The following is a 9,706-nucleotide window of genomic DNA, read 5'->3' on the forward strand; positions in this document are numbered from 1 at the left end:
ACCGTGGGACACAAGGAATCGGGCTTCTGAAATGGGGCGAAAGTCTGTGGACTCTGTGTAAGACAGTACATGGTTTTTTAACTGTGGTATGCGACGGTGGTGGAAGCAGAAACTTAAATCGTGAGGTTTAGGAATCGCCGCACTTTTAGGGGGGCGAGGATGTCAACAGGACTGAGTTAATCGTGAATGATTAAATGGCGATCGTGATCGCTGCTCACCGCTCCCTGACGCTGAAATTCGCCTAATAAACGCGTCACCGTTACCCTTGTAGTACCGATAGCATTGGCGAGATTTTGATGGGTTAAACGGATCTTTAAACGACTGCCTTGGGCGATTGGTTCTCCCATTTCCCGCTTTAATAGCTGTAGTAACTGCTGGAGACGTTCCTCGACTCGTTTGATTCCTGCGATCGCAAGTAGGGATTCCGTTTGTTGTTGACGACGGATCATTTGATTTAACATCATCCTGGTTAATTCCGCCGAATTTTCCACTTCGGCGATCGTGTACCACTTTAGGTACAGTTCCGACAAGGCTCTGGCGTGATAGGATTCCAGATGGGTCAAATTTAAGCCAAAAAAGTGGGATGAATGAACCCAGCCTAGTAAAATTTCCTCCCCACTCTCAGATACTTGACTTAGTTGCGCCATACCCCGATAAACTTGCCAGACTCCATCAACCACCAGAGGAATATTTTCCCCGCGATCATAAAAATGGAGCCGACGACTCTCGCTATAGTCTTCTCGGAAGGGTGAGGAGTTGGGATTATAGGTCAGCAACATGATCAAAGTTCTCCTAGGTGAGGGGCTAACAATTTTAACCCCACTCTACGGTATCAAGGTAAACATTAGGTAATCCCCAGATTAACAGTTATCATTTATCAGTTATCAGTTATCAGTGGGTCAGTTATCAGTTCACTGATTACTGTTCACTGTTCACTGAAATAATACTAAATCCGTTGAGTAACGCACAGAAAACGGGTTTCTCGGAGAAACCCGTTTTCTGCTCATGTCCCCCATTTCCCTCTCCCGCAGCTGAAAAACCTACAGATTATTAATTTAAAGCATCTTTAAGAGCCGTGCGAGCGGCCAGATGATTGCGGGTTGAGGTGAGAATTTCCGATTCTCGTTGGAGACGACTGACTGTATCGAGCATTTCTAATAAAGCTTGTTGTTCCCCGGCCACACCGTAGAGATTACCCGCCACCCAGTAGGATAATTCCAGGGGAAGACTAGGCAAATCGTCGGGGAGTTCAATTTTTTGAGCGGTTAATTTGGCTGATAGATGGACCACATCCCGCAGCAGTCGATCCACTTCTTTGGCCAGAGGTCGCAGATCTTGGATGGTGGGGACATCTTCAATCCACTCCACCAAACCGACACGATAGGGTTTTTCCCGGACGTATTCTAGGACACGGAAACGCTGTTGACCGATGGTGAGAATTTTTAAGCGATCATCCGGGAGACGTTGACAACGGACAACTTCCGCACAACTGCCGACTTTAGCGATTTCTCCCGTGGCTGGATCTACCATTAAGACCCCAAAACGGCGATCTTCTTCCAATATCGTATTCATCATAATCCGATAGCGAAACTCGAAGATGTGCAGGGGCAGAGGACGACCCGGGAATAAAACAACTTCGGGTAGGGGAAAGAGAGGTAATTCTCTAACGGCAATGGAAGAAGTGGCCATAGGTTTAGTAAAAAAAAACCGATCTTTTCTTATTTTTACACAATACCCCCTGAACCGCTAGGTAAGGGCAAGAGACTCCGAGCCAGTATTCAGGAGTCGGGAGATTGCCTTTATTTATTCTCCCCACACCCCACACCCCACACCCCACACCCCACACCCCATCTCAATGCACTTACTGCATGATATAAATCCTTAAACACGATGGTTAACGGATTTCTGTTACAAACAATACAAAATTATCCAAGTTAAAAATAATTAAATAACAAATAGAGACTAGGTAAATTACTAAATTTTTGCTAATGACGACGGTATTTTAAAGAATACTTATTGTTAAATCCCGATTTCTTCATTTCTAACCCGCACCAACTAGAACAATTACACCCACAAACCAAAAGGAGATAGATTCGTGGTACAAGCACCTGAAAAAGATGGAACAACTCTCAATAAATTCGAGAAATTTAAAGCAGAAAAAGACGGATTAGCCATTAAAGATGAACTAGACCATTTTGCCCAAATCGGTTGGGAAGCGATGGATAAAACCGATTTAGAATATCGCTTAAAATGGGTGGGGGTCTTTTATCGTCCCGTCACCCCGGGCAAATTTATGATGCGTTTGCGGGTTCCTAACGGCATTATTAGCAGTGAGCAAATGCGCGTTTTAGGGGAAATCGTGCAGCGTTACGGCGATGATGGTAATGCCGATATTACTACTCGTCAGAACCTACAATTACGCGGTATTCGCATCGAAGATCTTCCTGATATTTTCCAACGACTAAAATCCGTGAGTATGACTTCGGTACAATCGGGCATGGATAATGTCAGAAATATTACCGGTTCACCCATGGCAGGACTAGACGCGGATGAATTAATTGATACCAGGGAATTAGTCCAAAAAGTCCAAGATATGATTACCAACTGCGGTCAAGGTAATTATCAATTTAGCAATCTGCCCCGCAAATTTAATATTGCCATCGAGGGGGGACGGGATAACTCGGTTCATGCGGAAATTAACGATATTGCCTTTGTTCCTGGCTATAAAGAGGGAGAATTAGGCTTTAATGTCGTGGTGGGTGGCTTTTTCTCGGCTAAACGCTGTGAAGCGGCAATTCCTATGAATGTTTGGGTGAGACCGAATCAGGAAGTGGTGGATTTATGCCGAGGAATTTTGGAAGTTTACCGCGACAATGGATTGCGCGCCAATCGTCAAAAATCCCGTTTAATGTGGTTAATTGATGAGTGGGGAATCGAGGAATTCCGCACGCGGGTGGCTAATCACTTAGGTTATGCCTTGGCAACGGCCGCCGAAAAAGACGCAATCGACTGGGAAAAACGGGATCATTTGGGAGTTTTTCCGCAAAAACAGGAGGGATTGAGCTATATCGGTCTTTGTGTTCCCGTTGGTCGTCTATTTGCCGATGATATGTTCGATTTGGCCCGGATTGCCGAAGTGTATGGCAGCGGAGAATTGCGTTTAACCGTGGAACAAAACGTGATTATTCCCAATATAGCGGCTGAAAATATGGCGACTCTTTTAACCGAGCCTTTACTGGCTAAGTTTACCCCCAATCCCACTCCTTTACAACGAGCGCTCGTTTCCTGCACGGGGGCGCAATTCTGCAATTTTGCCCTGATTGAAACCAAAAATAAGGCTGTGGACTTGATTAGTCAGTTAGATGCCGAATTAAATATCCCCCGGGGTGTGCGTATGCACTGGACTGGTTGCCCTAACTCCTGCGGACAACCCCAAGTGGCCGATATCGGTTTGATGGGGACAAAAGCGCGCAAAGACGGCAAAACCGTGGAGGGAGTTGACCTCTACATGGGGGGTAAAGTGGGTAAAGATGCTCACCTGGGAAGCTGTGTACAAAAAGGGATTCCCTGTGAAGACCTAAAATCGGTGTTAACTTCTATCCTCATCGAGCAATTTGGGGCGACACCGAAGGGTTAATTAACAAGTTTCTCGATGTAGGGTTGATTCATGAATCAACCCTACCCAAACCCCCCGTTGGGGGCGTGGCGCGGTCACTGAGCCTGTCGAAGTGCCGCCCCCAAACCCCGGAGCGCATTAGTTTTTCGGTGGGATGCTTACACGCAGCTGCTGACGCATCTGTAATAATTTAAGAGTCACTCCCCTTGCAGGAGTGCCTGTCCTGATATGTAGCCTATAGTCAACGGATTTAGTATCAGATGGGAATCGTTACTTCGCTTCAAATTGAGCTTGTTTACGAAGTAATTCCCCGATGGTTAAATTGGGTTGGGGTCGGCCATCAAAAACCGTTCCTACCTCAAATTTTTGCAACTGTACCCTTGCCAAATGATAGGCCTCATCGGGTAGGGGAATATAACCAATACTATCTAATAAATTGGGAACTCGATCGAGATAATATTTAACAAATTTCTCTAAAGCGGGATTCTCTTGGGCTTTTTGAGCATTAACATAAATAAACAAAGGACGAGATAAAGGCTGATATTTACTATCCTCGACATTGCCGCGAGTTGGTTCAATACCGTTAACTTTCAAAGCTTTTAATTTATCCCGATTTTGTTCATAGTAAGCATGGCCAAAATAGCCTAAAGCGTTGGCATCTTGACTGACGGCATTAACTAAAGCTTGGTCATCTTCACTAAAATTAAAGTCCCCACGACTGGCATCTTTGCCGTTAATTACCTCACTAAAAAAATCGTAGGTTCCGGAATCTTTACCCGGCCCATGAAGGGTAATCGGTTGGTCGGGCCAAGCGGGATTAATTTGATTCCAACGTTTGATTTTATTCTCGGCCGCTGGTTCCCAAATAGTTCTTAATTCTGTGGTGGAAATATCATCAACCCAGTTATTTTGGGGATTGACTACCACGGTTAAAGCATCAAAAGCGATCGGTAGTTCAATAAATCTTATCTTATTAGCATCACATTTTTTTAATTCTTCCACAGAAATCGGCCGAGAAGCATTATTAATATCGGTTTCTCCCGCACAAAATTTTCTAAAACCGCCGCCGGTTCCTGAAATATTAGCGTCAACTTTAACATCAGCCAAAGCTTTGTGGGGAGGATTGGCTTTAAAATCTTCGAGAACTTTATCGGTAATTGGTGCTACGGTACTCGAACCATCGATTTTAATTGGTTTTAGGTCTTGAGGATTAATATTGGCACAAGCGGGGAAAAGTAGAGCAGTTCCTAGTATGGTTGCCACTACTTTGGTGGGACGAGATAGCTGAGTAAAGATTTCTAGCATAGGTGTCAAAAGGAGAAAGTAAAAACGGGTATTGGGGAGACTTTTCAGTTATCACTGGGGAAGTAGGGAAGTGGGAAGAAAAAAGCTGAGGGATGATGGATAAAAACCTTAATCTTTTCTTTGTTGTTTTTACGTCACTATAATGGTAGGGAAAGAGAAACCCCCTATCTAGACAGGAAAAGTTAGTGGCTTTACCCGCGACTTAAAACTAATGTTTAGTCAAAACAAATGGTAAAAGAAGTGGAGATTTTTGTCTAGTTATCGAGAAAATTTTTATTGACAATACATTACGTTCTTTTATTCACTTCTTAACCTATTCTTTACCAAGCAGTGGTAAATTCTAGCGTAAGATTTAAGGCAGTTTACGGATCAAAATTAATCCTATGCTCAACAAAAATAGAACCCATTTACTAACATCCTTATCCCTAGCGACTCTAACAGCGACTTTAACCGCTTGTGGTGGCGGCGATACGGCGGGAACCAGCGGAGAGGGAAGCAATAGAATCGCCCAGGTTCCTCTGCAAGGAGAGGTCGCCCTCAATGGTGCGGGTGCTTCTTTTCCTGCACCCCTATATCAAAACTGGTTTGTCACCATCAATCAACTATTTTCTAAACTACTAATTAACTATCAATCTACCGGTAGCGGGGCGGGAGTAGAACAATTTATCCAAGGTACGATCGATTTTGGCGCTTCCGACGTAGCCATGACTGACGAAGATATGGCCAGAGTTAGCCGCGGGGTTTTACTGCTACCGATGACGGCGGGAAGCATCGTTATGGCTTATAATTTGCCCGGAGTAGAAGGGCTGAAACTAAGTAGGGAAGCATATGTAGGCATCTTTTTAGGCACGATTACCCGTTGGAACGATGCCAAAATTGTCGCCGATAACCCCGATTTAAAACTACCCGATCAAGAAATTACCGTAGTTCACCGGGCAGACGGTAGCGGAACAACGGGAGTTTTTACCAAGTTTTTAAGCGCCGTTAGTCCCGAATGGAAAAAAAGCATCGGGGAAGGAAAAGCCGTACAATGGCCGACCAAAAAAGGTAAATTTCTTGGCGGTAGAGGCAATGAGGGTGTAACTGCCCTAATTCAACAAAATCAAGGCTCGATCGGCTATATTGAGTACGGTTTCGCTAAAAATAATAACCTGCCCATGGCCGCTCTACAAAACCAGGCGGGTAAATTTGTCGCCCCCGATGAAACCAACGCCGCTGCTACCCTCGCTAACGTTGAACTGCCTGAAAATTTACGCGCTTTTATCATCGATCCGCCGGGGGAAAATTCCTACCCCATTGTCACTTATAGTTGGATGTTAGTTTATAAAAAATACGACGATCCCCAAAAAGCTTTAGCAATGGAGGCGATGATCGAATTTGGACTTAACCAAGGACAAGAACAAGCAGCTCCCCTTGGTTATATTCCCCTACCGAAAAACGTCCGGGAACGAGTAGCCGCCGCCGCCGATGTCATCTATCCTGATTACACGATCAGGGTGGATTAGTCGCCGAAAAAATGTATTCAAAGTTACAATAGTGTAGAAAGGCCAATTTCGACCTTAGCTACCGCAAACTAGCTGGATTTTAACCCTAATCATGAGTGCGCCCACAGTTTCGCCCGACTCAACTTTCAAAGAACGTCCAGAATCGGAAAAAATCCTCGATAAAGGCTTTGTTGGATTAACCACCGCCTTTGCCATCGCTATTGGGGTAATTTTGCTCCTAATTGCCCTAGTTATTTTTATTCGGGCCTTACCAGCGATTCAAACCTTTGGTCTGGGATTTTTGACCAGTAGCGCTTGGAATCCCGTGCGCGGTCGGGAAGAATTCGGAGTTCTGCCGGTTATCTACGGAACTCTCGTGAGTTCTCTGATTGCCCTCCTGATTGCTGTTCCCCTCGGTATCGGTTCAGCCATTTTTTTAAGCGAAGATTTTATTCCCTTAAATGCGCGAACAATTTTGGTTTTTCTCGTACAACTTTTGGCCGCTATTCCCAGTGTTGTTTACGGATTATGGGGTATCTTTGTATTGATTCCTATCCTCAGACCCCTTGGTAACTGGTTAAATGCTAATTTTAGTTGGATTCCTCTGTTTAGTACTCCTTTAGGGGGTCCTGGAATGTTACCGGCGGGGGTTATTTTAGCAATTATGATCCTGCCGATTATTATCGCTATCTCTCGTGACTCTTTGGCCGCTTTACCGCCGGATTTGCGGCAAGCTTCCCTAGGTTTGGGGGCCACCCGTTGGGAAACAATTTTTCGAGTCTTAATTCCTGCCGCTTTTTCCGGGATTGTCGGGGGGATTATGTTAGCTTTAGGGCGCGCTTTAGGGGAAACCATGGCAGTAACGATGATTATCGGCAATTCTAACCGCATTAGTCCCTCTATTCTCGCCCCTGCTAACACGATCGCTTCCTTATTGGCTAACCAATTCGCCGAAGCATCGGGAATGCAAGTATCAGCTTTAATGTATGCGGGTTTTGTTCTCTTGGTTTTGACCCTAGTAGTCAATATCTTCGCAGAATTAATCGTTAATCGCGTCAAAGCTAAGTATTAAGCCGTCGGTCGTCAGTTATCAGTTATCAGTTTTGAGTTTTAAGTTTTGAGTATTAAGTGAGCAGTTTGTATTAAGTGTTCATCATCAAATGGCAGTTTACTGCTGTCTTTTCACTTTTCACTGTTTACTAATCACTGTTCACTGATTACTGATTACTGTTCACTGATTACTGTTCACTGATAACTGATAACTGATAACTGATATGGATAGTGCGAATTTAGGCAATAATCTCAAAAAGAAACCGAGTAGTCCTCGATCGCTATTGGGGACAATTATGACCGTTCTCTCGGCTTTATGTTTAGCTGTTACTGTGATTCCTCTCTTTGCCGTCCTAGGCTTTGTTTTTGTGCAAGGGGTGGGTCGTTTAAACGCTAATCTCTTTACTAAATTACCGCCACCGCCGGGGTTAGGAGGAGGAGGCATCGCTAACGCCATTTTAGGCACAATTATCGTCGTTGCCCTAGCCACAGCGATCGCAGTTCCCATCGGCGTTTTAGCGGCGGTTTATCTCTCGGAATTTAGCGGTGATAACAAACTTGCCCAGGGTGTGCGCTTTGCTACCAACGTTTTAGCGGGTGTCCCTTCGATTATTGTCGGGGTTTTCGCCTTCGGTTTGTTAGTTGCGCCCTTATTTGGCGAAGGAACAGCCCTTTTAGGCTTTTCTGCCCTAGCTGGTTCGATCGGTTTAGCGGTGTTAATGTTACCGACTATTATTAGAACCACCGATGAGGCTTTAAAAATCGTTCCCCAAGACATCCGCTGGGCAGCCATGGGTTTAGGGGCCTATAACTACCAAACCGTCCTAAAAATCGTCCTTCCTGCCGCAGTTCCCGCTATTTTAACCGGTGTGACTTTAGCAATTGCTAGGGCTGCCGGGGAAACCGCCTCCTTAATTTTTACGGCATTATTCTCTAACTTTTGGCCTCGGGGTGTCTTTGAACCGATTGCCACCCTTTCGGTCTTAGTTTTCAACTTTGCTACTGCCCCTTTTGCCCCTCAACAGCAATTAGCTTGGGCAGGTGCTTTAATTCTGGTGCTTTTGGTGTTGTTAACTAACATTTTATCCCGTTTAGCCACGCGCCAGAAAACCTATTAAGTCAAGGAAAAAGAACGTAGGTTGGGTTGAAGCATGAAACCCAACGCCCGCATAGTTTACGCTCCCGCTAACCCATCCTACAAATAATTGTGCCTCTCTACTTAAGTCAGGGAAAAAGTGAAAAGCAAAAAGGGATATTTAAGTAAAAATCCACCTATCTTTCCAATTCATCAATTAGTCAAATTCAAGGGAAATAATTTATGCTAACTAACTCTAACCCCCATTCTACAGGAACCGTTTTAAAGGTCGATAAGGCTGATATCTACTATGGTAATTATCGGGCAGTACGAGACGTTTCCATCGATATTCCCAAAAATAAAGTCACCGCTTTTATCGGACCCTCTGGCTGCGGAAAAAGTACCATTCTCAGGTGTTTTAATCGTCTCAATGATTTAATTCACGGTTTTCGTATTGACGGCAAAGTTTTTTACCATAACCAGGATATTTACTCTCAAGAGGTGGATCCTGTCGAAGTCAGAAAATATATCGGTATGGTGTTCCAGCGCCCTAATCCTTTTCCCAAATCCATCTATGATAATGTGGTTTACGGAGCGCGATTAAATGGTTATAAAGGCGATTTAGATGAATTAGTAGAAACTTCCTTGCGTCGAGCAGCTCTCTGGGAAGAAGTAAAAGATAAACTGAAAGAAAGCGGTTTTTCCCTATCGGGGGGACAACAACAAAGATTATGTATTGCTCGAACTATTGCCGCTCAACCAGAAGTATTATTAATGGATGAACCCTGTTCAGCACTTGATCCAATTTCAACTTTAAAAGTTGAGGAATTAATGCACGAATTAAAAGAACGTTATACAATTATTATTGTTACTCACAATATGCAACAAGCTACTAGAGTAGCAGATTTAACGGCCTTTTATAACGCTGAACCCACCGATAAAGGTGGCAAAATTGGTTATTTAGTCGAGTTTGATCATACGAACAAAATCTTCGGTGATCCTCAAGAACAAGCAACTAAAGATTATGTTAGTGGACGTTTTGGCTAAATCCAGTTATCAGTTATCAGTTATCAGTTATCAGTTATCAGTTATCAGTTATCAGTTATCAGTTATCAGTTATCAGTTATCAGTTATCAGTTATCAGTTATCAGTTATCAGTTATCAGTTATCAGTTAT

The 9,706-nt window shown here is 44.0% G+C and carries 8 protein-coding genes; 5 read left to right on the forward strand and 3 right to left on the reverse strand.

From position 1 onward, the window contains the following. Nucleotides 1–176: 176 nt before the first annotated feature. Entirely contained in the window at nt 177–779 is a 603-nt protein-coding gene (locus tag IM509_RS08465) for a Crp/Fnr family transcriptional regulator (RefSeq protein WP_052277170.1), read from the reverse strand. A gap of 271 nt (nt 780–1,050) precedes the next feature. Then, nucleotides 1,051–1,689 (reverse strand): LON peptidase substrate-binding domain-containing protein, encoded by a 639-nt coding sequence (locus IM509_RS08470; RefSeq protein WP_002765437.1) that lies wholly within the window; start codon nt 1,687–1,689, stop codon nt 1,051–1,053. 406 nt (nt 1,690–2,095) lie between these two features. Here IM509_RS08470 and IM509_RS08475 point away from each other — a divergent pair, with 406 nt between their 5' ends. After that, the gene (locus IM509_RS08475; protein WP_052277169.1) at nt 2,096–3,637 is read left to right on the forward strand and encodes a ferredoxin--nitrite reductase; all 1,542 of its coding nucleotides are present in this window, start codon (nt 2,096–2,098) and stop codon (nt 3,635–3,637) included. 249 nt (nt 3,638–3,886) lie between these two features. On the opposite strand, the gene IM509_RS08480 is transcribed toward IM509_RS08475, so the two are convergent. Continuing rightward, a complete protein-coding gene (locus tag IM509_RS08480; protein WP_052277168.1) occupies nt 3,887–4,921 on the reverse strand; it encodes a PstS family phosphate ABC transporter substrate-binding protein in 1,035 nt (344 codons plus the stop codon). Between the two features lie 383 nt (nt 4,922–5,304). On the opposite strand from IM509_RS08480, the gene pstS reads away from it, so the two are divergent. The 4 genes from pstS (at nt 5,305) to pstB (ending at nt 9,577) form a co-directional block, all read left to right on the forward strand. Next, nucleotides 5,305–6,426: a phosphate ABC transporter substrate-binding protein PstS gene (gene pstS / locus IM509_RS08485; RefSeq protein WP_185237554.1), complete on the forward strand. Its 1,122-nt coding sequence runs from the start codon at nt 5,305–5,307 to the stop codon at nt 6,424–6,426. Nucleotides 6,427–6,517: 91 nt separating this feature from the next. Continuing rightward, nucleotides 6,518–7,477, forward strand: coding sequence for a phosphate ABC transporter permease subunit PstC (pstC, locus tag IM509_RS08490; protein ID WP_052277166.1), 960 nt, complete (start codon nt 6,518–6,520; stop codon nt 7,475–7,477). 202 nt (nt 7,478–7,679) lie between these two features. Continuing rightward, on the forward strand, nt 7,680–8,573 hold the full coding sequence (gene pstA / locus IM509_RS08495; RefSeq protein ID WP_052277165.1) for a phosphate ABC transporter permease PstA: 894 nt from the start codon (nt 7,680–7,682) through the stop codon (nt 8,571–8,573). A gap of 200 nt (nt 8,574–8,773) precedes the next feature. Continuing rightward, on the forward strand, nt 8,774–9,577 hold the full coding sequence (gene pstB / locus IM509_RS08500) for a phosphate ABC transporter ATP-binding protein PstB (protein WP_052277164.1): 804 nt from the start codon (nt 8,774–8,776) through the stop codon (nt 9,575–9,577). Nucleotides 9,578–9,706 lie beyond the last annotated feature (129 nt).

The sequence above is a fragment of the Microcystis sp. M31BS1 genome (assembly GCF_020245285.1).
In the GTDB taxonomy this organism is placed as follows: domain Bacteria; phylum Cyanobacteriota; class Cyanobacteriia; order Cyanobacteriales; family Microcystaceae; genus Microcystis; species Microcystis panniformis.